General features: G+C 71.1%; 16 protein-coding genes. 12 read left to right on the top strand and 4 right to left on the bottom strand.

Going from position 1 to position 23,439, the window contains the following annotated elements:
• Positions 1-190 precede the first annotated feature (190 nt).
• Positions 191-1,120 (bottom strand): 2-hydroxyacid dehydrogenase, encoded by a 930-nt coding sequence (locus tag OP04_RS33725; RefSeq protein ID WP_033343946.1) that lies wholly within the window; start codon positions 1,118-1,120, stop codon positions 191-193.
• On the opposite strand from OP04_RS33725, the gene OP04_RS33720 reads away from it, so the two are divergent.
• Positions 1,084-2,409 (top strand): PQQ-dependent sugar dehydrogenase, encoded by a 1,326-nt coding sequence (locus OP04_RS33720; protein WP_085066971.1) that lies wholly within the window; start codon positions 1,084-1,086, stop codon positions 2,407-2,409. The two genes, OP04_RS33725 and OP04_RS33720, sit on opposite strands and share 37 nt — an antisense overlap.
• A 76-nt stretch (positions 2,410-2,485) precedes the next feature.
• Positions 2,486-4,111 (top strand): metallophosphoesterase family protein, encoded by a 1,626-nt coding sequence (locus OP04_RS33715; RefSeq protein WP_033343944.1) that lies wholly within the window; start codon positions 2,486-2,488, stop codon positions 4,109-4,111.
• Here the strand turns inward: OP04_RS33715 and OP04_RS50360 are convergent.
• Positions 4,101-5,351: a hypothetical protein gene (locus OP04_RS50360; protein WP_051799483.1), complete on the bottom strand. Its 1,251-nt coding sequence runs from the start codon at positions 5,349-5,351 to the stop codon at positions 4,101-4,103. The genes OP04_RS33715 and OP04_RS50360 overlap by 11 nt on opposite strands.
• Before the next feature lie 4 nt (positions 5,352-5,355).
• Positions 5,356-6,411, bottom strand: coding sequence for a LacI family DNA-binding transcriptional regulator (locus OP04_RS33705; RefSeq protein ID WP_051799482.1), 1,056 nt, complete (start codon positions 6,409-6,411; stop codon positions 5,356-5,358).
• A 162-nt stretch (positions 6,412-6,573) separates the two neighbouring features.
• On the opposite strand from OP04_RS33705, the gene OP04_RS33700 reads away from it, so the two are divergent.
• The 6 genes from OP04_RS33700 to OP04_RS33675 all read left to right on the top strand — a co-directional run bounded on the left by OP04_RS33700 (position 6,574) and on the right by OP04_RS33675 (position 14,119).
• Positions 6,574-7,821, top strand: coding sequence for an extracellular solute-binding protein (locus OP04_RS33700; RefSeq protein WP_033343943.1), 1,248 nt, complete (start codon positions 6,574-6,576; stop codon positions 7,819-7,821).
• Between the two features lie 190 nt (positions 7,822-8,011).
• Entirely contained in the window at positions 8,012-8,830 is an 819-nt protein-coding gene (locus tag OP04_RS33695) for a carbohydrate ABC transporter permease (RefSeq protein ID WP_051799481.1), read from the top strand.
• Positions 8,830-9,705 (top strand): carbohydrate ABC transporter permease, encoded by an 876-nt coding sequence (locus OP04_RS33690; protein ID WP_033343990.1) that lies wholly within the window; start codon positions 8,830-8,832, stop codon positions 9,703-9,705. The genes OP04_RS33695 and OP04_RS33690 overlap by 1 nt, the downstream gene beginning before the upstream one ends.
• A 5-nt stretch (positions 9,706-9,710) precedes the next feature.
• The gene (locus tag OP04_RS33685) at positions 9,711-12,128 is read left to right on the top strand and encodes a glycoside hydrolase family 2 protein (RefSeq protein WP_033343942.1); all 2,418 of its coding nucleotides are present in this window, start codon (positions 9,711-9,713) and stop codon (positions 12,126-12,128) included.
• 4 nt (positions 12,129-12,132) lie between these two features.
• A complete protein-coding gene (locus OP04_RS33680; RefSeq protein WP_033343941.1) occupies positions 12,133-13,065 on the top strand; it encodes an ROK family protein in 933 nt (310 codons plus the stop codon).
• Between the two features lie 166 nt (positions 13,066-13,231).
• The gene (locus OP04_RS33675; protein WP_085066978.1) at positions 13,232-14,119 is read left to right on the top strand and encodes a siderophore-interacting protein; all 888 of its coding nucleotides are present in this window, start codon (positions 13,232-13,234) and stop codon (positions 14,117-14,119) included.
• Between the two features lie 1,314 nt (positions 14,120-15,433).
• Here the strand turns inward: OP04_RS33675 and ilvD are convergent.
• Positions 15,434-17,278, bottom strand: coding sequence for a dihydroxy-acid dehydratase (gene ilvD, locus OP04_RS33670; protein WP_085066969.1), 1,845 nt, complete (start codon positions 17,276-17,278; stop codon positions 15,434-15,436).
• 233 nt (positions 17,279-17,511) lie between these two features.
• Between ilvD and OP04_RS33665 the strand changes: the two genes are divergently transcribed.
• From OP04_RS33665 to ilvC, 4 genes are all read left to right on the top strand, one after another.
• A complete protein-coding gene (locus OP04_RS33665; protein WP_051799491.1) occupies positions 17,512-19,710 on the top strand; it encodes a putative bifunctional diguanylate cyclase/phosphodiesterase in 2,199 nt (732 codons plus the stop codon).
• Between the two features lie 287 nt (positions 19,711-19,997).
• Positions 19,998-21,845: an acetolactate synthase large subunit gene (locus OP04_RS33660; RefSeq protein ID WP_033343938.1), complete on the top strand. Its 1,848-nt coding sequence runs from the start codon at positions 19,998-20,000 to the stop codon at positions 21,843-21,845.
• 14 nt (positions 21,846-21,859) lie between these two features.
• Entirely contained in the window at positions 21,860-22,375 is a 516-nt protein-coding gene (ilvN, locus tag OP04_RS33655; RefSeq protein WP_033343937.1) for an acetolactate synthase small subunit, read from the top strand.
• Positions 22,376-22,411: 36 nt separating this feature from the next.
• A complete protein-coding gene (gene ilvC, locus OP04_RS33650) occupies positions 22,412-23,425 on the top strand; it encodes a ketol-acid reductoisomerase (RefSeq protein ID WP_033343936.1) in 1,014 nt (337 codons plus the stop codon).
• Positions 23,426-23,439 lie beyond the last annotated feature (14 nt).

Genomic DNA, 23,439 nt, shown 5'->3' with positions numbered 1-23,439 from the left:
GGAGTCGCCGTGGGGGCGGGAGGGTCAAGGCGGGGGAGCCGCCGCGGGGGTGGGAGGGCCAAAGCTAGGGAGCCATTGCGGGAGCGGAAGGTCAAGGCCGGGGAGCTGCCGTGGAAGCGGGAGGGGCAAGGCGGAGGAGCCGTCGCGGGAGCGGCCAGGTCAGGCCGGGAGTCGCCGTGGTGAGGAAGGGCTAGTAGCCGTCGGCGACGATGTTGATCAAGGGTTGGCCGGAGGCGAGACGGCGGAGCTGGGCGCCGACCAGGGCGTACGCGCGTCGGTGGTGGCCGTGGACGGAGCCGGCGACGTGCGGGGTGAGGAGGACGTTGGGGAGGGACCAGAGGGCGTGGCCGGCGGGGAGCGGCTCGGGGTCGGTGACGTCGAGCGCGGCGGACAGCCGGCCGGAGGAGACCTCGGCCAGCAGCGCGGCGGTGTCGACCACGCGGCCGCGGGCGGCGTTGACCAGCAGCGCGCCGTCGGGCATGGCGGCCAGGAACGCGGCGTCGACGAGGTGATGGGTGGCGTCGGTCTGCGGGACGATCAGGACCACGATGTCGGCGTGCGGGAGCAGCGACGGCAGCTCGGACACCGCGTGGACGGACTCGTCCGGCCGGGCGCGCCGGGCCACCAGCGTGACCGTGACCTCGAACGGGAGCAGGCGGGCGGCGAGCGCGGCGCCGATCGAGCCGGCGCCGACGATGAGCACGCGCTTGCCGGCCAGTTCGTCCGTGGGCGTGTGCGCGGCGTAGGACCACTCGTCGCGGGCCTGCGCACGCGCGAACGCGGGGAATTCGCGCAGGTGGCCGAGGATCGCGGCCATCGCCCACTCGGCGGTGGACGAGTCGTGCACGCCGCGGGCGTCGCAGAGCGTCACACCGTCCGCGAGCTGTCCGGCCCAGACCTCGGCGCCGGCGGAGAGCAGCTGCACGACCTCCAGCTTCGGGAAACGGCCCGCGACCGTGGCCGCGCCGAAACCGGCGAGGAACGGTGGCACCCAGAAGCGGACGTCGTCCGGCGCGGACGGCATCGGGGCGTCGGCGGCGGGGAACACCTCCACCGTGGTGTCCGGCGGCAGCGCGCCCATCAATGAGACCCCGTGCGCATGCGGAACCCATACCTTCACAGGGAAGACCATATCCAGCGTGCCGGGAACCTTCAGGGAGCGTGGTTACTCTGGATCGCGTGATCCGTGCCCGCCGCCGTCCGACCGCCCGTGCGCTGCTCGCCGGAGCGGTGGTGTTTCCGCTGCTCGCGGCCTGTTCGTTCGGGCCGCCGAGCGAGGAGCAGGCGGGCTCGCCACCGCGTTTCCCGACGCCCAGCGCGACGAGCGGCGGCAATAACGGCAACGGCAGCGGCAGCGGGAACGGCAGTGGCCAGGCCGTGACCGTGCTGACCTCCGGGCTCGACGTGCCGTGGGGCATCGCGTTCCTGCCGGACGGCGGCGCGCTGGTGACCGAGCGTGACACCGGCCTGCTGCTGAAGGTCGGCCCGGAGTCGGACCGGACCGGCATGCGCGTGCGCACGCTCGCGGACCTCAGCGACGCGATCGAGCCGGGTGGCGAGGGCGGGCTGCTGGGCATCGCGGTGTCACCCGAGTTCGCGCAGAACCGGGCCGTGTTCGTCTACTACACGACGCGGGAGGACAACCGGATCGGCACGTTCGCGCTGGCGGAGTCGGCGCCGCCGCAGAGTCCGGCCGAGCCGCCCGTGGTGTCGCCGCAGCCGATCGTCACCGGGATTCCGCGGGCCGGCATCCACAACGGCGGGCGGCTCGCGTTCGGGCCGGACGGGTTCCTCTACGCCACCACCGGCGACGGCGCGACCGGCGACGTCGCGCAGGACCCGAAGAACCTCGGCGGCAAGATCCTGCGGATGACGGCGGACGGCACACCGGCCGAGGGCAACCCGGACCCGGCGACCCTGGTCTGGTCGCTCGGCCATCGCAACGTGCAGGGCCTGGCCTGGGACCCGTCGAAGCGGATGTACGCGACCGAGTTCGGCCAGGACACGTTCGACGAGATCAACGTGATCGAGCCGGGGAAGAACTACGGCTGGCCGGCCGCGGAGGGCCTCCCGGCGACGCCGGACCCGAAGTACAAGGATCCGTTGGTCACCTGGCCCACCGCGGAGTCGTCCTGCTCCGGCCTGGCGGTGTCCGGCCGGACGCTGGTCGCGGCCTGTCTGCGCGGCCAGCGGCTCTGGCTGGTGGAGACGACGGACCAGGGCACCGTGTTCGGGCGGCCGTCCGAGTCGCTGAAGAGTGACTTCGGCCGGCTCCGCACCGTGGTCGCGGCGCCGGACGGCTCGCTCTGGGTCAGCACCTCGAACACGGACGGCCGCGGCAAACCGGGCCCGGACGACGACCGTATCCTCCGGCTCGTCCTGTCCGGCGGGGGCGCCGGCAAGAGCTGAGCCGGAAAGAGCTGACGTAAAGAGATCCACATCCAGGTTTCACCCCGGACGATCCCGGGCAGGCGAGAATTTGCACATGGACGGTCAGGAAAAGCAGCCCGGGACCGCCGCCGGAGGCACCACGCCGGCGGCGCGTTCACGTGTGCGGTCCGCCGGCGCGCTGGTGCGCCGCCCGTTCACGAAGTCCCGCGCCCGCCGCGCCGGAGGCCTGGTCGCGGTGCTCGCGGTGGCGATCGCCGGCGTCGCGCTCGGCCTGCTGGTGGCCGGCAGGGTGGACGCGGACATCGGCCCGTTCCGCGCGGAGCTGTCGGTCGGCCCGTCGCTGACCGGTGAGACCAAGGTCGACATCCCGCCGCTCGGCTCGCTCGTGCTCGACTCGCACGACGGCCCGGCCCGGCTCACGGTCGAGCTCGGCGAGTTGGACCAGCGGCGTACCGAGGCGTTGATCGACGACCCGACCGGCATCACCCGGGCCACGCAGTCCGTGGTCGGCGACATCCAGCGCGGTCTGATGCGGCTCGGCTTCCGGGCCGCCGCGGTCTCCATGCTGTCCGCCATGGTCCTGGCCTGGCTGATCTACCGCCGGGCGGGCCGGGTCGCCGCGGCCGGGCTCACCGCGCTGGTCATCGTGCTCGGGTCGCTGGGCATCGGCGCGCTCACCATCCGGCCGCAGTCGATCGAGGAGCCGCGGTACGAGGGGCTGCTCGTCAACGCGCCCGCGCTGGTCGGCGACGTGCAGAAGATCGCCAGCGACTACAACAAGTACGCGGAGCAGCTGCAACGCCTGGTCGGCAACGTCAGCCGGATCTACGCGACCGTGTCGACGCTCCCCACGTACGAGCCGCAGGAGGGCACCACCCGCATCCTGCACGTCTCGGACCTGCACCTGAACCCGGCGTCCTGGTCCGTGATCCGCACGATCGTGGAGCAGTACCGTATCGACGCGGTCATCGACACCGGCGACATCACGGACTGGGGCAGCGAGCCGGAGGCGTCCTACGTGGCGTCGATCGGCCTGCTCGACGTCCCGTACGTCTACATTCGCGGCAACCACGACTCGACGCCGACCCAGCAGGCGGTCGCGAGCCAGTCCAACGCGGTCGTGCTCGACAACCAGATCGCCGAGGTCGCGGGCCTGACCATCGCCGGCATCGGCGACCCCCGGTTCACGCCGGACAAGGAGACGGCCGGTAAGGACACCACGGAGGAGGAGCAGGCCCGGCTGGCCGCGACCGGCGCGCGTCTGGACACCACGATCACCGCCGGCGGTAAGCCGGTGCAGATCGCGCTGGTCCACGACCCGAAGATGGCCGGTCCGCTGGCCGGGGACGTGCCGCTGGTGCTGGCCGGGCACACGCACAACCGCGAGGTGCGCGACCTGAAGGAGGGCGACCCGTCCACGCTGCTGATGACGCAGGGGTCGAGCGGCGGCGCCGGGCTGCGCGGGCTGGAGTCGGACGAGCCGGTCCCGCTGGCGCTCTCCGTGCTCTACTTCGACGAGACCAAGAGCCTGCAGGCGTACGACGACATCCGCGTCGGCGGCACCGGCCAGTCCCAGGTCACGCTGGAGCGCAGGCTGGTCGGCGACACGGTCGCCCCACTGCTCACCCCGCCCCCGGCGTCGAACGCACCGAGCGACGGACCGAGCAGCGGGCCGAGCAACGCACCGAGCGGGGGAATCAGCCCGACGCCTAGCGGCTGACCTGATCCGCCGGGGGAGCGGTGACGGTCACCGGCACCCCCGGCGAGTGCGGCGCCATGGTGAGCGTGATGCCCTGCGACGCCCCGGTGCCGGTCAGCTCGACCGCGGTCAGCGTCCGGTCGCCCGCCAGCGTGACCGCGATCGTGTACTCCGGCGTCTCCACGCCGGTCGCGGTGGCGAGCGAGCGCAGCGCCGCGGTCAGCCGCTCACCGGCCGCCAGACTGCCGCCGGACAGCGTGTAGCGGGTCGCGCCCGCCTGCAGCTTCTCTTCGCTGACCTGCGCGGACGTGAAGTCGAGGTACTCGACCGGGTCGGTGATCGGCAGCGGGATCGGCAGGTCGTTGCCTGCCGCGCTCCGATATTCCGGCGCCGGCCAGCAGAACGTGCCGCGGTCCGGGCCGGTGACCGCGATCCACGGCCGGTCGCCGAACGTGCGGCCGTCCGAGTCGAGGTAGCGGACGTCGCCGGTCTCCACCACCGAGAGCGTGTCGACGACGCCGAGATCGCCGCCGCCGGTGGCCTGCCCGTTGATCTGGGACCGGATGTCCCAGGATGCTCCCTCGCCGCCGGTGCTGCGCAGGTCGCCGGTCCAGGTCAAGGTCTTCACGGGTACGGGTGTGGGCTCGCTCGCCCGCAGCAGCGACGTGCTGCGCCGGAAGAGAAAACTGACCTGGTACGACTGCTCCCGCAACGTCACGCCCGCGGCCTCGATGTCGTCGAGCGACGGCCGCTCTGCCATCACGCCGCCGTCGTTCCCGCCCTCGACCCGGCCACCCGTGGGCGCGGCCGCGGTCGGCTCCGGTGCGTCGGTGCCGCTGATGAGCACCGCGGCCGCGCACAGGCCGAGCAGGATCACCGCGACCAGCGCGACCAGCACCAGGAACGCCCGCGGCAGCCCGTCGGAGCCGTGCGAGTGACCGTGGCCGTGCCCGAGGTGCGGCCCGGCTCCGGAGATCGGTGGCGGCCCGGCGATCGGCGACCCCGTGGGCGGCGGCGGGGGCACGGACGCGGGGGGAGTGCCCCCGAACCGGGGCGCGATGCGTGGCGGGAACGGCCCGCGCCGCCGCGGCCGGTTCTCCTTCGTGGGCTCGTCGTGCTCCGGCCAGTCGCCGGAGGTGCCGGAGGCGCCAGAAGCCGCGGACCCACCGGAACCCGGCGAATCCGCGGGAGGACGGTCGGGGGACGGCGAGGGCTGGGCGCCCTCGGGCATGCCGGGCCCGTCCCAGTTGTGCGAACCCATCGGGTCATCCTAGGGACGGCGATCCAGCGGGGGAACGGGCTGCGCCGGTCCGCGGCGGCGCGGTGCTTCCGCGCGGCGTCAGATGTGCGGTCTCGTCCTGCAGCGCCGCGATGCGCCCGCCCGCCACCGCCTCCAGCAGCAGCCGGGCCGCGTGCGCGCCGTACCCCGGAATGTCCCTGCTCAGCGCCGTGAGCGGCGGGTGGACGAGCCGGCATAGCGGCGAGTCGTCCCACGCGACGACGGAGAGATCGCCGGGCACGGACAGCCCCATCTCCTGCGCCACGGAGAGCCCGGCAATCGCCATCACGTCATTGTCGTAAATCATCGCCGTGGGCCGCCGTGCGGAGCTGAGCAGCCGCCGGGTCGCCCGCGCACCGTCCTCGCCGGTGTAGTCGGACGGCACGGTCACGGTGTGGTCCAGGCCGAGGCGCGCGCAGACCGCCAGGAACGCGTCGGTACGCACCCGCGTGTGCAACAGCTCCGGCAGTCCGCCGACCCTGGCGATCCGGGTGTGCCCGAGCGCGACCAGGTACTCCACGGTCTCGGTCAGCGCGGCCGCCTCGTCGGACCAGACGCCGGCCAGCGCGCCCGTCCGGTCCGGCCCGCCGATGATCACGGCGGGCAGCTGGAGCCGGTCGAGCTCGGGGACGCGCCGGTCGTCCACGCGCAGGTCGCAGAGCAGCACGCCGTCCACCCGGCGCTCGCCCCACCAGCGCCGGTAGACCGCGATCTCCGCGTCCGGGTCTGCGACGACCTGCAGCGTGAGCGCGTACGACCGGGCGGACAGCTCCGCCTCGACGCCGCTGATCAGCTCCATGAAGAACGGCTCGACGCCGAGCGTGCGGGCCGGCCGGCAGAGCGCGAGCCCGACCGCGTTCGCGCTGGCGCCGGAGAGCGCGCGGGCGGCGCTGCTCGGGCTGAACCCGATCTCCTCGGCGATGGCCAGGATCCGCCGCCGGGTGGCCTCGGAGACGCCGGGCTGGCCGTTCAACGCGTAGGACACCGCGCCCTTGGACACGCCGGCCCGGCGTGCGACGTCCGCGATGGTGGGTCGCTTCACGGGTGTCGAGCTTGCCCGGTTAAGCGACGTCAGTCAATGCGGCCGAGGCTGCAAGTATTGACGACCATCGCTGCGTTCAATACGGTGGCGTCGCTTACTCGTTTCAGTCAACCCCCATCGATATACGCCCGATCGATCGGAGGCACAGTGATGCATAGAAGGATGTTCGCGACAGCGGCCGCGGTGGTGCTCCTCGCCGCGGGCTGCACCACCGGCGGCACTGACACGCCGCAACAGGACGCGGCCGGCCCGGCCGAGCTGCTGTTCTGGAACACCGGCAGCGACGAGCAGGCGGCCTCGCTCCAGGTCGCCGCGGACCGCTACAAGGAGACGCACCCGGACGTGACGGTCAAGGTCCAGGCGATCTCCTGGGACGACGGCCACGCGAAGGTGCTGACGGCCGCCACCTCGAAGAGCGGGCCGGACATCATCTCCGGCGGCCTCTCCTGGGGCATCGAGTTCGGCGAGCTCGGCGGCATGATCGACCTGAACGCGTACGACATCGCCCAGGCCAAGCAGCAGACCCGCCCCGAGCTGTGGAACTCGATCACCTCGACGGACGGCGCGGTCTACGGCATCCCGATGGACATGGTGCTCTACGTCTTCTACTACCGGCCCGACCTGCTGGAGGCGGCCGGCGTGACCAAGGCGCCCGCCACCTGGGAGGAACTGTTCGCGGCCGTCGAGAAGGTCAAGGCCTCCGGCGTGGTGACGCCGCTGGTCGAGGAGTGGGGCACGTTCGAGTGGCTGCCCTGGTTCAACTACCTCAAGCAGGCCGGCGGTGCGCTCTACTCCGACGACTGTTCCCAGGTCACGATCAGTTCCGACCAGGCCGTGCTGGCCACCACCACCTGGGCCGACCAGTACCGGAAGTACGGCGTGCCGAAGGCGACCGTCGACGTCGGCAACGGCCTGGCCAAGGGGGAGTACGCGATGGCGATCGGTGCGTCCTATCTGGCCGGTGGCTTCGACGCCGCGCACCCGGAGCTGAAGGGGAAGTGGCAGACCGCACCGCTGCCGGTCGGACCGGCCGGGGCCGGCTCGTTCGTCGGCGGCAAGATCGTCGGCGCCATGGCGCACACGAGGTTTCCGCAGGCCGCGGCCGACTTCGTGACGTGGCTCTACACGGACGAGGCGGTGGAGATCCTGCAGCGCGAGGTGTTCACCCGCGGCGGCGAGCTCTACATCTCGCCGCGCCCGGAGCTGCTGGACAAGGCGAACGCGAGCGACAACCTCCGGCAGACGCTGAAGGCCACGCTGAACACCGTGACCGGCCCGCCGAACTGCAAGGGCTGGGAGACCAGCGGCTCCGAGGTGTCCAAGCGGCTCCAGGCCGTGGTGAACGACGGCAAGGACCCGAAGGCCGCGCTGGACGAGGCCGCCACGATCATGCAGGACAACCTGCGCTGACGTCGCCGTGGGCCGCCGGTGACGCGCCGGCGGCCCGCACCCCGGCCGAGAGAGGACGTCGATGACCGCGGTGATCACCAAGCCCGCCACCCCGGCGCGGAATCACAGGGCACGGCAGGTGGCCCGGTGGCGCCGGGCCGTACCCGGATATTTCATGCTTTTGCCTTTTGTGGCTCTTTTTTGTGGGTTTTTGGTCTGGCCGCTGCTCAACTCGCTCTACTTCGCGTTCACCGACTTCAACGGCGTGAAACCGCCCGGCTGGGTCGGCGGCGAGAACTTCGCGCGGCTCTGGACCGAGGACACCCGGTTCCGGAAGGCGCTGCTCAACTCGCTGATCTACGTCGCGTGCGCGGTCACGCTGTCCACGGCCGCGTCGCTGGCGCTGGCGCTCGCGTTCCGTGGCACGTCCTGGCAGGACCGGATCATGCGCACGATCTTCTTCCTGCCGTCCGTCACGTCGACCATCGCGGTCATGCTGATCTGGCGGTGGATCTTCTCCGGCGAGCGGTTCGGGCTGGCCAACACCGTGCTCTCCTGGTTCGGCGCGGAGCCGGTCTCCTGGCTGTCCACGCCGCGCTGGACCATCCCGCTGCTGGTGCTGATGGCGGTCTGGGGCGGCTGCGGGTACGGCATGGTCATCTTCGTGTCCGGGCTGAACGCGATCCCGGAGGAGTTCTACGAGGCCGCGCGGCTGGACGGCGCCACGCTCTGGCAGCAGTTCCGCTACATCACGCTGCCGCAGCTGGGCCCGGTCACCACCTACGTCGTGATCACCGGCCTGATCGGCGCGTTCCAGGTGTTCGAGGCCGTCTACATCGTGTTCCGCGCCGTGAGCAGCGTCGGCGGTGTGCAGGACAGCGCGCTGATGCTGGTGCCCTACCTCTACGACATGGGCTTCACCCGGTTCCAGCTCGGCTACGCGTCCGCGATCGCGTGGACGCTCTTCCTGATCATCTTCGTGATCAGCATGATCCAGCTGCGGTTCACCCGGGCGGTGCGGGAGCTGTGATGACACGACTGCTGCGGATTCCGCTGTACCTCGCCGCGATCACCATGCTGGCGCCGTTCTACTGGATGGCCACGGCCGCGTTCAAACCGGTGCCGGAGCTGACGAGGAACCCGCCCAGCTTCGTGCCCGGCGATCCCACGCTGGACGCGTTCTACGAGCCGGCCTACGACCCCGCGATCCGCAAGGACGAGATCGTGCCCGGCCTGTTCCAGCGCTGGGAGGACGTGCCCGGCGGCTTCCTGCGCTTCATCGGCAACAGCCTGCTCGTCGCGACCACGGTCACCGTGCTGTCGCTGCTGATCGCGGCGCTCGCCGCCTACGCACTGACCAAGATGGACCTCCCCGGCCGCCGGGTGATCTTCGTGGTGGTGGTCGCGTCCATGATGATCCCCTGGCAGGTCACGCTGGTGCCGAACTATCTGATCGTGCGCAACCTGGAGTGGCTCAACACCTACCAGGGCTACATCGTCCCGGCGCTGGCCAAGGCGTTCGTCGTGTTCTTCCTGGTGCAGTACATGCGCGCGATCCCGGACGACCTGGTGCACGCCGCGCGCGTGGACGGCGCGGGCGAGTGGCGGATCTGGTGGCGCGTGGTGATGCCGCTGATGCGCCCGGCGCTGGCCGCGATGGCGATCTTCGTGGTGCTGGCCGAGTGGAACAACTTCCTCTGGCCGCTGATCATCGTGCAGGACGACACGATGGCGAACGTGCCGGTGGCGCTGTCCAGGCTGAACGCGTCCCAGGCGTTCAATCCGCAGCACATGGGCGTGATCATGGCAGCATCTCTGTTGACGTCGCTGCCGACGGTGATCTTCTTCCTGGCCTTCCAGAAGCACTTCACCCGGGGCATCGCACTCTCCGGCATCAAGGGATGACACGCATGGGCTCACATCGCGCACTGCACGACGGCTGGACGGTCACGGGTTCTGGCACAGCGGCCGTCCCGGCCGAGGTCCCCGGCTGCGTGCACACGGACCTGCTGGCCGCCGGGCTGATCGACGACCCCTATCTGGACGACAACGAGCTGCGCCAGGAATGGATCGGCCGCACCGACTGGGTCTACGAGACCACGTTCGACTGGACGCCGTCGGGGGACGGCCCCCGCACGGACCTGGTCTGCGAGGGACTGGACACGATCGCCACGATCACGCTCAACGACGCCGAGATCGGCCGGACCGCGAACATGCACCGTGGCTACCGGTTCGACGTCCGTGAGGTTCTGCGGGAGGGCGCCAACACGCTGCGCGTCACGTTCGACTCCGCCAAGAACCACGCGGAGCGGGAACGCGACCGCCTCGGCGACCGCCCCAACGCCTACCCCGAGCCGTTCAACTTCATCCGCAAGATGGCGTGCAGCTTCGGCTGGGACTGGGGACCCACGCTCATCACCGCCGGCATCTGGCGCCCGATCGGCCTGCACACCTGGGCCGCCGGCCGGCTCTCCCAGGTCCGCCCGCTGGTCACCGTCACGCCCGGCGGCGACGGACGCATCGAGTTGCACGTCGACGTGGAACGCGCCGGCGCGGACCCGCTCGTGCTCACCGCCTCCGTCGCCGGCGTCCGCGTCGAGAAGACCCTCGAACCCGACGAGACCACGGCCGTGCTCACGCTCGACGTGCCCGAGCCCGCGCTGTGGTGGCCGCACAGCCTCGGCGGCCAGCCGCTGCACCCGGTCGACGTGGCGCTGACCACGACCGGCGGCACCTCGCTGGACGAGTGGCACCGCCGCGTCGGCTTCCGGGACGCGCGCCTCGACACCACGGACGACGCGTTCACCATCGTGATCAACGGCGTGCCGGTCTTCGCCCGCGGCGTCAACTGGATCCCCGACGACGCGCTGGTCACCCGGGTCACCCGGAGCCGGCTCGCGGACCGGCTCGGCGCGGCCGTCGAGGCGCACATCGACACGGTCCGCGTCTGGGGCGGCGGCCTCTACGAGTCCGACGACTTCTACGAGCTCTGCGACGAACTGGGCCTCCTCGTGCTCCAGGACTTCCCGTTCGCGTGCGCGGCCTACCCGGAGGAGGCGCCGCACGCGGCCGAGGTGGAGGCGGAGGCGCGGGAGAACGTGGTCCGGCTCGCCCCGCACCCCAGCCTGGTGGCCTGGACCGGCAACAACGAGAACATCTGGGGCTGGCACGACTGGGACTGGCAGCCCGCGCTCGGCGACCGCACCTGGGGCGCCGGCTACTACTTCGACCTGCTGCCCGGCGTCGTGGCCGCGCTGGACCCGACCCGTCCGTACTGGCCGGGCAGCCCCTGGTCCGGCAGCCACGACGTGCACCCGAACGAGCCGTCCCGCGGCACCACGCACATCTGGGACGTCTGGAACCAGCGCGACTACACGCACTACCGCTCCTATCGGCCGCGGTTCGTCGCCGAGTTCGGCTTCCAGGCGCCGGCCGCGTTCGCCACGCTGCGGCGCGCGATCAGCGACGACCCGCTGACGCCGGACTCGCCCGGCATCCTGCACCACCAGAAGGCGATCGACGGCAACCTCAAACTTGCGCGCGGCCTGTCCGCACACTTCACCGAGCCCCGCGACTTCGACGACTGGCACTTCCTCACCCAGGTCAACCAGGCACGGGCGATCGCGCTCGGCGTCGAGCACTTCCGGTCGCTGCGGCCGTACTGCATGGGCACGGTCGTCTGGCAGCTCAACGACTGCTGGCCGGTCACGTCCTGGGCCGCGATCGACGGCGACGGGCGCCGCAAACCGCTCTGGCACGCGCTGCGGCACAGCTATGCGGACCGGCTGCTCACGATCCAGCCGCGCGACGGCGTACCCACGCTGATCTTCGTCAATGACGGCGCGACGCCCTGGAGCGGCGAGGCCGCGGTCGCGCGCCACACACTGACCGGCTCGGTCCCGGCCTCGGCCGCGCTGTCCTTCGACGTGCCGGCCCGCTCCGTCGCCGTCGTGCCGCTCCCGGCCGATCTGGTCACGCCGGGCGACGCGACCGGCGAGCTGCTGGTGGCGTCCGCTCCCGGCGCATCCCGGACCTTCTGGTTCTTCGCGGAGGACAACAAGATCAAATTCCCCTTCCCGGGGTACGACTCGGAGGTAGCCGAAACGGCGCACGGCTACGACGTGACCGTCACCGCCCGCACGCTGCTCCGCGATCTGACGCTCTTCCCCGACCGCCTCGATCCCGGCGCTTCCGTGGACACGGCGCTGGTTACGCTCCTACCCGGAGAGATCATTACGTTCCAGGTGCACACGACCGTCCCGCTCGACGCCGCCAGGCTGACCGCGCGACCGGTACTGCGCTGCGTGAACGACGTCCGGGAGGCATAGCACCATGACCGTTTCCGCGCCCGGCCCGGTGCTCGCGATCGACGTCGGCGGCACCAAGCTCGCCGCGGCAGTGGTCGAGCCCGACGGCACCATCCGAGACCGCGCGGTGGTCCCCACCCCGGCCTCGGACGACCCGGACAAGGTCGGCGGCGCACTGGTCGCGCTCGCCCACCAGGTCGCCGCCGCCGGCCCCGCATCGGCGCTGCTCGGGATCGGCGTGGGCTCGGCCGGGCCGCTCGACCCGTACGCGGGCACGGTCAGCCCGGTCAACATCACCGCCTGGCGCGGATACCGGATCCTGGACGCGCTGCGCGAGGTGCTGCCCGGCCGGCCGGCCTACCTGGGCGGCGACGGCCAGTGCATGGCGCTCGGCGAGTACCGGTGGGGCGGCTACACCTCGGCCGCGTTCCTCGGCATCGTCGTCTCGACCGGCGTCGGCGGCGGGCTGGTCCTGGACGGGCGCGTCTACCAGGGCCCGACCGGCAACGCCGGGCACATCGGGCACATCCCGGTCTCGCTGGACGGGCCCGACTGCCCCTGCGGCGGACGAGGCTGCGTCGAGGTGCTGGGCAGCGGCACGTCGATCGTGAAATGGGCCCTGGCCAACGGCTGGGCCACATCGCAGCCGACCGTCGACGCGGTCGCGCTGGCCGCGGACGCGCGCGCCGGCGACCCGGTGGCGGCGGAGGCGTTCCAGCGGTCCGGTCGCGCGGTCGGCGCCGGGATCGTCGCGACCGCCGGGCTCTTCGACCTGGACGAGGTGGTGATCGGCGGCGGCGTGGCCAACGTCGGTGACCTGCTGTTCGACCCGATCCGGGCGGCGATCGCGGAGCTGGCCGGGCTGGCGTACATCGAGCGGGTCCGGGTCCACCGCAGCTCACTCGGCGGCGATGCGGGGCTGCTGGGCGCGGCGGCACTGGCGATGTCACACCTGTAGGCCTTCTTCCTGCGCGTCTGCCCGCCGCCGGTGACGTTGCCCACCGGCCGGCGGGACTATCGCGGCCGGCCGGGGCTGGGTTAGGTTAGCCATGCCTTAGCGGCCAGACTCGGGAGGACCTGTGACCCAGACCGCTGATCGGACGACGACGCCGTTCCGGTTCTTCATGACCGAAGTGCGTCGCGTGCAACGGCTGAGCCCCAGCTTCCTGCGCGTCACGTTCACCGCGGACGACCTGGACCACTTCGGTGACAACGGATACGACCAGCGCATCAAGCTGATCACGCCGCTGCCGGAGACCGGGTTCGACGACCTGCCCACCGGGCCGGACTGGTACGCGGACTGGCGCGCACTCCCGGAGGAGCGCCGCAACCCCATCCGGACGTACACGGTGCGGGCCGTCCGGCCGGAGCTGCGCGAGGTCGACGTGGACATGGTGCTGCACGGCGACCACGGGCCGGCGTCGCGGTGGGCGCTCGCGGCTGTTCCAGGCTCGATCGCCGCACTGCTCGGGCCGAATGCGGACTTCACCGGAAAGTCCGGCGGGATCGACTTCCATCCGCCGGCGCACACGGACTGCCTGCTGCTCGGCGGCGACGAGACCGCGGTGCCGGCCATCGCGTCGATCCTGGAACGGCTGCCGGCGGACGCGCGCGGCGAGGCGTTGCTGGAGGTGCCGGAGGCGGGCGACGAGATTCCGCTCGTGGCGCCGGCGGGGGTGCGCGTCACATGGCTTCCGCGCGACGGTGCTGTGCACGGGACGTACCTGATCCCGGCGGTGGAAGCCGCGACGGCGCGGATTCTCGGGCCGGTCGGGACCGTCGGCTCGGCGGAGCCGGAGGATGTCGACGTGGACCACGGGATCCTGTGGGAGGTCCCGGTCGACGCGGCGGGGGAGCCGCTGACGGACGCGAGCCGGCTGTATGCGTGGCTGGCAGGCGAGGCCGGGGCGATCAAGACGTTGCGGCGGCATCTGGTGGCGACGTGCGGGGTGGATCGTCGGGCGGTCGCGTTCATGGGGTACTGGCGGCTGGGGCGGGCTGAAGGCAGCTGATCACCGGTCTTGTCCCCCGGCGCTTTTTGATCGCCGGTCTGCGCGCGTAACGCGGTGGTTGGCGTTTGCGTGGGGTGGGGTGAGCGGGTGTTCGGCGGCGAGTTTTGCCTTTTGGGTATCAGGGCTGGCCGGGAGTGAGGCCGGCCGGGAGTGAGTATCGGGCGCTTTACGCCCGAAATTTAGTGAAATAGCGTTCTGGCGGTCGCGGTTTCCTCACTCCGGCGCCGAGCTCCGACGTCGATCCCTGACGCCGAGTCCTGACGCCGAGTCCTGACGTCGATCCCTGACGTCGATCCCTGACGTCGATCCCTGACGTCGATCCCTGACGCCGAGTCCTGACATCGAGTCCTGACACCGAGCTCTCGATAACCGCGGGCGCTTCGCGTCCGAAATTTCATTCTATTAGTTGCTTTGGGTGGTTTTGGTGGCGGTCTTTGCCTCCGGCGGGAGCCTCCGACACCGGGGCAGCGGAAAAGCCACGTCAACTGCACTGCCCAAGATCCCGGGTAGTTGGGTTTCGCGCGGCCTGTCTGCCCCGTATGTCGTCGACCCGGGACAAGCCGAGCAGATCATCGGCAGGGCCGCCAGCTTTGGTCTGTCGCATGGCGGTTGGCCTGTTCTCGCGTTTGGGCGGGCGCCTTTCGTTGGTGGGGCTGCGGTCCGTGGGTGGTCCGGTTTTGAGGGTTACGTCGGGCGGGCCGGCGCCGGGCTCGTCGTGCTTGGGTTCAGGCTTGCGTCGCGCGGTGTGCTGCCGGTTGCGTTGATGGCGGTCCTGCCGATGATCTGCACCCCTTCGGGTGGGTCGACGGCATACGGGGCAGCCAGGCGGTCACCTGTGTGGGTGCTTGCGCATAAGGGACAAAACCCGCCGCGGGTGGGCGAGGGAGCGGCTCAAGATCCTTGCGTCTCTGGTGGCCCTTATTCGGGCCGGGAAAGGGCCACCAGAGACGCAAGGATCTTGGGTCCCGGATGTTGGAATGGCGATCCCGGGGTGCGATACAAAGCGGGTGGGGTGCCGTCGTGATTGAGCTGTGGCCTTGGCTCCGGTTGCGGTGCGTGCGCTGCGCGTCCGAAATTTAGGCATTTATCCGTCCTGATTAGCCGTGTCGCACTCTGTGACTGGCCCGCTATAAACCGATATTTCGGGCAGGTGGGCTGTGGGGGAGGCGGAGGGCTTGTGGGCGGGACCGGCCACGGATCCGGCGGCCCGCGGGAGCATGCGGCAGGTGACCACGGCGGGAGTGGGCAAAGGAAAGAAAAGGCCCCCGGCGTCGTCGGGAGATGACGCCGGGGGCTGAGGGTAAGGGGTGGGGGTTACGGGACTCGGCGGTAGGCGCCGTCGGAGGCGGACGTGGCCATCGAGGCGTAGGCGCGGAGCGCTGCGGAGACCGGGCGGTCGCGGTGGAGGGGGGTGTAGGGCTTGTCGCGCTTCTCCTGGGCGATGCGGCGGGCGTCCAGGACGTCGTCGGGGACGTTGAGCTGGATGCCGCGGTTGGGGATGTCGATGATGATCTCGTCGCCGTCCTCGACCAGGGCGATCAGGCCGCCGGAGGCCGCCTCGGGGGAGACGTGGCCGATGGAGAGGCCGGAGGTGCCGCCGGAGAAGCGGCCGTCGGTGATGAGGGCGCAGGCGCGGCCGAGGCCGCGGCCCTTCAGGAACGACGTGGGGTAGAGCATCTCCTGCATGCCGGGGCCGCCGCGAGGGCCCTCGTAGCGGATGACCACGACGTCGCCGGCGACGACCTCCTTGGCCAGGATGCCGGTGACGGCGTCGTCCTGGGACTCGAAGACGCGGGCGGGGCCGGAGAACTTCCAGACCTCTTCGGGGACGCCGGCGGTCTTGACGACGCAGCCGTCGGGGGCGATGTTGCCGAAGAGGATGGCCAGGCCGCCGTCGGCGGTGTAGGCGTGCGCGTGGTCGCGGATGCAGCCGTCGGCGGCGTCCGTGTCCAGCGTGGACCAGCGGTTCTCGGTGGAGAACGGCTCGACGGTGCGCACGCCGCCGGGGGCGGCGTGGAACAGCTCGATGGCCTCGGGGCGGGCGGCACCGGAGCGGATGTCCCAGTCGGACAGCCAGGTGTCCAGCGAGTCGGCGTGGACGGCGCGCACGTCGGACTGCAGCAGGCCGGCACGGTGCAGCTCGCCGAGGATGGCGGGGATGCCGCCGGCCCGGTGGACGTCCTCCATGTGGTACTTCTGGCTGTTCGGCGCGACCTTGGACAGGCAGGGGACGCGGCGGGAGATCTCGTCGATGTCGGCGACGGAGAAGTCCATCTCGGCCTCGCGGGCGGCCGCGAGCAGGTGCAGGATCGTGTTGGTCGAGCCGCCCATGGCGACGTCGAGCGCGACCGCGTTCTCGAACGCGGGGCGGGAGGCGATCGCGCGCGGCAGCAGCGAGTAGTCGTCGTTCTCGTAGTGGCGCTTGGCGATGTCGACGATCAGGCGGCCGGCCTCGACGAACAGGTCCTTGCGGGCGGCGTGCGTGGCGAGCGTGGAGCCGTTGCCGGGCAGGGCCAGGCCGATCGCCTCGGTCAGGCAGTTCATCGAGTTGGCGGTGAACATGCCGGAGCAGGAGCCGCAGGTCGGGCATGCGGAGCGCTCGATGACGTCGAGCTGCTCGTCGCTGACCGCGTCGTTGACGGACGCGACCATGGCGTCGATCAGGTCGAGCTTGGAGTGGACCACGCCCTCGACCGCGACGGTCTTGCCGGCCTCCATCGGGCCGCCGGAGACGAACACGGTGGGGATGTTGAGGCGCAGCGCGGCCATCAGCATGCCGGGCGTGATCTTGTCGCAGTTGGAGATGCAGACGAGCGCGTCCGCGCAGTGCGCGTTGACCATGTATTCCACGGCGTCGGCGATCAGCTCGCGGCTGGGCAGCGAGTAGAGCATGCCGGCGTGGCCCATGGCGATGCCGTCGTCGACGGCGATGGTGTTGAACTCGCGCCCCACGCCGCCGGCCTCGGCGATCGACTCGGCGACGAGACCGCCGAGGTCCTTGAGGTGTACGTGACCCGGCACGAACTGCGTGAAGCTGTTCGCGATGGCGACGATCGGCTTGCCGAAGTCGTCGTCGGTCATTCCGGTGGCCCGCCAGAGAGCGCGGGCGCCGGCCATTGTCCGGCCGTGCGTAGAGGTCCTTGACCGCAGCTGGGGCATGAAGCCCAGTGTTGCACCGCGGTAAACGGAACGGCAGCGTTAGGCACCCCTTACGTCCACCACGCGGGACGGCGTGGTAGGGGACACCCGAATTGAGTGACCGGATTACCACGCTTCGCACACGCTGTCCCCCACGCCCGTCATTTATCCGGCACAGTGAATGCGTGCAGCTACCCCCTGGTGTCTGGATCGCCGCACTTGCTGCCGCTTTGTCGGCCGTGCCGGCCTCGGTCATGCTCGTGTCGTCCGCGCGCCGCCGGGCGGGCCGCCGCAGGCACGCGCACCACCTGCTCGCGGCCGGCAGCGCCATCATCGCGCTGACCGCGGTCGCCGGGCTCGGTGTGTCGCTGAGCCTGGCCGCGCCGACCGGGCGGGACACGGCACGGCTGCTCGCGCTGGGCATGGTCGCGGGCGCGGTGACGCTGCTGGCCGGCATGCTGATGCTGCCCGGCGCCGCGGACACCGGCGCCACCGCGCTGCAGCACCTGCTGGACGGCCTGGCGATCGCCGGCGCGATCTGGTTCCTGGGCTGGGTGCTGGTGACGGCGCCGACCCGGGTCCTGGGCGAGATCACGCCGGTCTCGTGCTGGCTGTTGCTGCTGCCGCTGGGCGTGGCCGTGCTGGCGTTCGGGCTGACCACGATGGTGTCGGTGCGCATGCCACGGCCGCGCGGCGGGTCGGTGGGCGTCGGCGCGGGCATCACGGCCGCGTCGCTGGCCGGGGCCGCGGTGTCCGGTGGCGTGTGTCAGGGCTGGGCGGGCGTGGTGCTGTCCGGCGCGCTGGCGCTGCCGGCCGGGCTGACCGTGATCGCGGTGGCGGCGCGGGCCACGGACCGGGAGCCGGAGCCGTCCGAGGTCGACACCACCCGTCGTGGCGCCGGTTTCGTCTTCCTGCCGATGGTGCTGCTCACCGGCGCGGCCGGTTACCAGGTCATCAGGACCGGCGCCGTCGGTACGGCCGGCGCGCTCGCCGGCTGCCTGGTGCTGGTTGCGCTGGTCGGCCGGCAGTACCTGGCGTTGCGCGACGTGCGGCGCGGCGCGCAACGGCTGCGCGAGCGGGAGGCGCACTTCCGCGGCTTGGCCCACACCGACCCGCTGACCGGCCTGGCGAACCGGCGCGGCATGCTGCGCGTGCTGCACCAGGAGGCGTTCTCCGGCGTGCCGTGCGTGCTGCTCGGCATCGACATGGACGGCTTCAAGAGCGTCAACGATCTCCGCGGGCACGACGTGGGCGACCAGGTGCTGCTGGAGGTCGGCGGCCGGCTGCGGATGAATCTGCGGCCCGGCGACGCGGTGGCCCGGCTCGGCGGCGACGAGTTCGCGGTGCTGATGTGGGCCACCGAGGACGAGGCGGAGCGGGCCGCGCACCGGCTGCTGGACGCGCTCGCGGCGCCGTACGAGCAGGGTGGCGGTGTGGTCTTCCTGTCGGCCAGCATCGGGCTGGCCGCGGCGGAGTCCGCGGACGGCGGGGTGGAGACGCTGATGCGCAATGCGGACCTCGCACTGCGCTACGCCAAGGTCAACGGCAAGAGCCGCGTCGAGCGGTACGAGCCGGAGTACGACAGCCTGCTCCGGCGCCGCACCACGCTGGAGCACGAGCTGCGCGGCGCGATCGAGCGAGACGAGCTGCGCCTGGTGTTCCAGCCGGTGGTGGCGCTGCCCTCGGTCCGCCCGGTCGGCGCGGAGGCGCTGCTGCGCTGGACGCACCCGCAGCTCGGCGCGGTCGGGCCGGACGAGTTCATCCCGGCCGCGGAGGAGTCCGGGCTGATCGCGGCGCTGGGCCGCTGGGTGCTGGACCGCGCCTGCCGCCAGCTGGCCCGATGGCTGGACGAGGGCTACGACGTGTGGGTCGCGGTGAACGTGTCGCCGCGCGAGCTGAGGTCGCCGGATTATGTCGGCCAGGTGGCCGAGGTGTTGCGCACGCACGGGGTGCCGCCGCAGCGCCTGGTGCTGGAGGTGACCGAGCACGCGGTCGCCACGGACCCGGACGAGCTGCGTCGCCGGCTGCGTGAGCTGCGCGACACCGGCGTGCGGATCGCGCTGGACGACTTCGGCGCCGGCTACTCGTCGTTGGGGCAGCTCAGGGAGCTGCCGGTGGACATCCTCAAGATCGACCGGAAGCTGGTGGCCGCGTCCGAGCCGCTCGTCGACGTGGTGGTCCGGCTGGGGCACCGGCTCGGGCTGGAGGTGCTGGCGGAGGGGATCAGCACGCCCGCGCACCGGGCCGTGGTGGAGGAGTCCGGATGCCGCTTCGGCCAGGGGTTTCTCTTCGGCGGCGGCGTCCCGGCCGAGCACGTCGAGGCGCAGTTGCGGGCCGCCGCGTCGCCGAGACGCGTCCCGGCCTCGGCGAGCACCGGCAGGCTGGCCATATCGGCAGGTCAGTTGGCCCCTGCGGTGATACCGGCGCAGGACGGGGAGGGCGCGTCCGGGTGAAACAACCGAGTCCGTGAACCAATATGTGGGATAGGTTGACTCATCGCGTGAGATGAGTAAAGCTGTGGTCATGTCCCTGCGCCAGACCGCCCCGTTCGCGATCACCCGCGACCTTCGGTCCTCTCGAGTACTTACCTGAGCGCACTCTCCTTGCTTGAGAGTGCGCTGGCCCCGTGTGATTCCGCACGAGGGCCGTTTTTATTGGGGTAGGTAGTGCGGCGCCCGATCCGGGCGGATCCACCATTCGAGATTGTGAAGCACCAAAGGTCCGAAAGGTCCGAACAGCCATGAGCAGACCCACGCCCGAGACTCTCGCCCACCGAGCCCACGCGTTCGCCGCGTCGTCCTCGGCGGCCACGCCCGCCAACCAGGCCGCGCCCGTTGTCGCCCCGACCCAGGTCACCGGCGCCGGCTCGCTCGTCAAGTCGCTAGAGGCACTCGGCGTGGACGTCGCGTTCGGCATTCCCGGCGGTGCGATCCTCCCGGCCTACGACCCGCTCTACGACTCGAAGGTCCGGCACATCCTGGTCCGGCACGAGCAGGGCGCGGGACACGCCGCCACCGGATACGCACAGGCCACCGGCAAGGTCGGCGTGTGCATCGCCACCTCCGGCCCCGGTGCGACGAACCTGGTGACGCCGATCGCGGACGCGTACATGGACTCGGTGCCGATCGTCGCGATCACCGGACAGGTCGCCCGGCCCTACATCGGGACGGACGCCTTCCAGGAGGCGGACATCCAGGGCATCACGCTGCCGATCACGAAGCACAACTTCCTGATCCAGCGCCCCGAGGACATCCCGCGCGTCCTGGCCGAGGCGTTCCACCTGGCGATCACCGGCCGCCCCGGTCCGGTCCTGGTCGACATCCCGAAGGACGTGCTGCAGGCGCAGACCACGTTCAGCTGGCCGCCCACGCTGGAGCTGCCCGGCTACCGGCCGACGCTGCACCCGCACGGCAAGCAGATCCGCGAGGCGGCCCGGCTGATGAGCGCGGCCCGGCGCCCGGTGCTCTACGTCGGCGGCGGTGTGCTCAAGGCGCACGCGACCGAGGGCCTGCGCAAGCTGGCCGAGCTGACCGGCATCCCGGTCATCACCACGCTGATGGCGCGCGGCGCGTTCCCCGACTCGCACCCGCAGCACATGGGCATGCCCGGCATGCACGGCTCCGTCACCGCGAACTACGCGATGCAGAAGTCGGACCTGCTGGTGGCGCTGGGGGCCCGGTTCGACGATCGGGTCACCGGCAATCTGGAGTCGTTCGCGGTCGGCGCGAAGATCGTCCACGCGGACATCGACCCGGCCGAGATCGGCAAGAACCGGGCCGCGGACGTGCCGATCGTCGGCGACGCGCGGCACGTGATCGACGAGCTGATCACCGCGATCGAGGCGGACCAGGCCGCGCACCGCACCGGCGACTACGCGGCCTGGCGGTCCACGCTGGAAGAACTGCAGGTCAAGTACCCGCTGGGGTACGACGAGCCGGACGACGGCACGCTCTCGCCGCACTACGTGATCGAGCGGATCGGGAAGATCGCCGGTCCGGACGCGGTCTACGCCGCGGGCGTCGGCCAGCACCAGATGTGGGCGTCGCAGTTCATCTCCTACGAGAAGCCGTACACGTGGCTGAACTCGGGGGGTGCCGGCACCATGGGCTACGCGGTCCCGGCCGCGATGGGCGCGAAGACCGGCCGGCCGGACACGGTGGTCTGGGCGATCGACGGCGACGGCTGCTTCCAGATGACGAACCAGGAGCTGGCCACCTGCGCGCTGGAGGGCATCCCGATCAAGGTCGCCGTGATCAACAACGGCAACCTGGGCATGGTCCGGCAGTGGCAGACGCTCTTCTACGAGCAGCGCTACTCCAACACCGAGCTGGGCACGCACAAGCACCGCATCCCGGACTTCGTGAAGCTGGCCGACGCGCTCGGGTGCGTGGGCCTGCGCTGCGAGACCGCCGCGGACGTGGACAGGGTGATCGAGGAGGCCATGGCGATCAACGACCGCCCGGTCGTCATCGACTTCGTGGTCGGCAAGGACGCGATGGTCTGGCCGATGGTCCCGGCCGGCCTCAGCAACGACGAAATCCTGTTCGCCCGGGACATGCGCCCGGACTTCCCCGACGACGCGGTCTGAGAGGCACCCCCGTCATGACCAAGCACACCCTCTCCGTGCTCGTGGAGAACAAGCCCGGCGTTCTTGCGCGCGTCTCCGGGCTCTTCTCCCGCCGTGGATTCAACATCGACTCGCTGGCGGTCGGCGAGACCGAGCACCCCGAGGTCTCCCGGATCACCATCGTGGTCGACGCGGACTCCTCGCCGCTGGAGCAGGTCACCAAGCAGCTCAACAAGCTGGTGAACGTCCTGAAGATCGTCGAGCTGGACGCCGCGTCCGCGGTGCAGCGCGAGCTGCTGCTGGTCAAGGTGCGGGCCGACCGCACCGTCCGGTCGCAGATCCTGGAGACGGCGAACCTGTTCCGGGCCCGCGTGGTGGACGTCGCACCGGACACCCTCACGATCGAGGCGACCGGCACGGCCGACAAGCTGGACGCGTTGCTGCGCGACCTCGAGCCGTTCGGCATCAAGGAGATGGTCCAGTCCGGGATGGTGGCGATCGGCCGCGGGTCGCGCTCCATCACGACCGGTCCGGCACTCCGCGCCGCATAATTCACCAACCGGCTTCGGCCGTACGAAAGGGAAGTCATGCCTGTCACGGTCTACTACGACGACGACGCCGACCTGTCGATCATCCAGGGCAAGAAGGTCGCCGTCCTCGGTTACGGCAGCCAGGGCCACGCCCACTCGCTGTCGCTCCGGGACTCCGGTGTCGAGGTCGTCATCGGCCTGCCGGAGGGCTCGAAGAGCCGCCCCAAGGTCGAGGAGCAGGGCCTGAAGGTGCTGACCCCGGCCGAGGCGTCCGCCTGGGCCGACGTGATCATGGTGCTCGCCCCCGACACCGTGCAGCGCACGCTCTACACCGAGTCGATCGCGCCGCACCTGACCGCGGGCAAGGCGCTGTTCTTCGGCCACGGTCTGAACATCCGCTTCGAGCTGATCAAGCCGCCGGCCGACGTGGACGTGGCGATGGTCGCGCCGAAGGGTCCGGGCCACCTGGTCCGTCGTCAGTACGTGGACGGCAAGGGCGTCCCGGCGCTGGTCGCGGTCGAGCAGGACGCGTCCGGCGGCGCGCTCGCGCTGGCGCTCTCCTACGCGAAGGCGATCGGCGGCACCCGCGCCGGCGTCATCGAGACCACGTTCAAGGAGGAGACCGAGACCGACCTGTTCGGCGAGCAGGCGGTCCTCTGCGGCGGCGCGGCCGCGCTGGTGCAGACCGGTTTCGAGGTGCTCACCGAGGCGGGCTACGCGCCGGAGATCGCCTACTTCGAGTGCCTGCACGAGCTGAAGCTGATCGTCGACCTCATGTACGAGGGCGGCATCGCGCGGATGCGCTACAGCGTCTCGGACACCGCGGAGTTCGGCGACTACACCCGCGGCCCGCGCGTGATCAACGCGTCGGTCAAGGCGGAGATGCAGAAGATCCTCTCCGAGATCCAGTCCGGCCAGTTCACCCGCGAGCTGATCGAGGACGACGAGGCCGGCCGCCCCGCGTTCACCAAGTACCGCGAGCAGGGCGCCGCCCACCCGATCGAGGTGACCGGCAAGAAGCTGCGCGACATGATGAGCTGGGTCGACCGTCCGATCACCGAGACCGCCTGAGTCTCCGCTTCACC

The organism is Catenuloplanes japonicus (assembly GCF_000717135.1).
Taxonomy (GTDB): domain Bacteria; phylum Actinomycetota; class Actinomycetes; order Mycobacteriales; family Micromonosporaceae; genus Catenuloplanes; species Catenuloplanes japonicus.
Note: the sequence above shows the minus strand (reverse complement) of the source record. Positions and strands in the feature narration are given on the sequence as shown.